Source organism: Treponema sp. R80B11-R83G3 (genome assembly GCF_054786115.1).
On record NZ_BDHF01000202.1, the window covers coordinates 1 to 1,484 of the forward strand.

A 1,484-nucleotide genomic window follows, 5' to 3' on the forward strand; every position below is an offset into this window, starting at 1 on the left:
CAATAAGTTTTTACTGATTGGCATTTCACTAGGAGTAGCGTTTGTTCTATTTATTTTATTAACCACGATAATGAGTTCTGGCCGTATGACAACGGAAGGAATGTCGCCCAAAACGGTTGTCAGCGCTTACTATGACGCGTTCAGTTCATTAAATCATCAGTTTATGGAAGCGTGTATTAAAGGCGCGGACAGAAGCGATATAAATGCGGCTTCAAGTTTTTATGCTGCTTTAAAGCAAAGGCAGGCGTATGAAGGATCTAAAGCCACATCAGTTATTCAGGCGAAAGTTTGGAAAGAAATGGGGGGGGAACTTCCGGCGCCTAATGTTTTTGGCGTAACTGACTTAAAAATTGATAAGATTGGCGGCGATGAATACGACGGGCTTATTGTTTTCCGCGCTGTTTATAATTTATGGTCGCCATTCGATAATTTTGCAAGGTTTCGCAGTGATGTTCTTACATTAAAATGGGACAAAGGCAAATGCTGGAGAATTATCGAAATCTTAAGAACAGAGAATTAAAGAGTTTGGTTAATCCAATTATTTATTAGATAGCGTGATAAAGAGGCCGATGCTGGCAAATTGGGAAGATTGTCTTTTGTGAACCATTTTGCGTCTTCTATTTCGTCTCCGTCGGGTTTAATCGTACCTGATGAATAACGCGCTTTAAAACCGAGCATCAGGGAATTGGGGAATGGCCACGGCTGAGATTTAATATAAACAATGTCTTTTACTTCGATACTTACTTCTTCGCGGATTTCCCGCGCTACGGTTTCTTCAAGTGTTTCTCCCGCCTCGTTAAAACCGGAAATAAGACTGTAAATTCCGGCTTTAAATTTTTTGTTATGCGCAAGCAGGATTCTGTTTTCATTATCGGTAATAAGAGTGATGACGGCGGGACAGATTCTTGGGAACTCCATTCGTCCGCACTTGGGGCAGATTCTCTGCGCCTGCATGGGAACGTCGTCATTTTTTGCGCCGCAAGTTCCGCAGAAACGGGAATCCCACCTCCACTGCGCGATATGGCAGGCGCGGATAATGCGGTCTGCGCCGGTAGTACCGCCGGATGCGCTGAACGTGGAAAGAATGCCTCGGACAGGGATAGCTCTCCAATCTTCGGATAAAACGAGGGCAGGAGGGACGGACACTACGGTAATCAAGTTGGCAGAGCCGTCCAATTCGGGTATCTCAAAAATATCGGGATTTTTAAAATATTTTGATAATTCAAATAAAAGCCCGCCTTCAATTTGAGAATCTGGAGCATTTACCGGTAAAAGCAAAGAATCACCCTGAAAGAAAAATGCCAACTTGTCCAAATCTTACTCCTGATTAATTGTAATAAAATTAATCTTGTTATTCAATAAATTATCATTTATATTTATTATGGAGAAAGTCATGAATAAAATAAATTATCTTGAAATGCTGCCGATAAACAGTATTGCCAAATACGCTAAGGGACACCCAAATGACGGCATTCCTTTTACCG

At 41.8% G+C, this 1,484-nt stretch carries 2 protein-coding genes; one reads left to right on the forward strand and one right to left on the reverse strand.

Annotation, left to right across the window (positions count from 1 at the left end; translation table 11 throughout):
* On the forward strand, positions 1 to 520 hold a 520-nt coding region (locus ACYVRH_RS12590; RefSeq protein ID WP_461257249.1), incomplete at its 5' end, for a hypothetical protein.
* Here the strand turns inward: ACYVRH_RS12590 and nudC are convergent.
* Positions 517 to 1,314, reverse strand: coding sequence for an NAD(+) diphosphatase (gene nudC, locus ACYVRH_RS12595; protein WP_461257250.1), 798 nt, complete (start codon positions 1,312 to 1,314; stop codon positions 517 to 519). The genes ACYVRH_RS12590 and nudC overlap by 4 nt on opposite strands.
* Between the last annotated feature and the right edge of the window lie 170 nt (positions 1,315 to 1,484).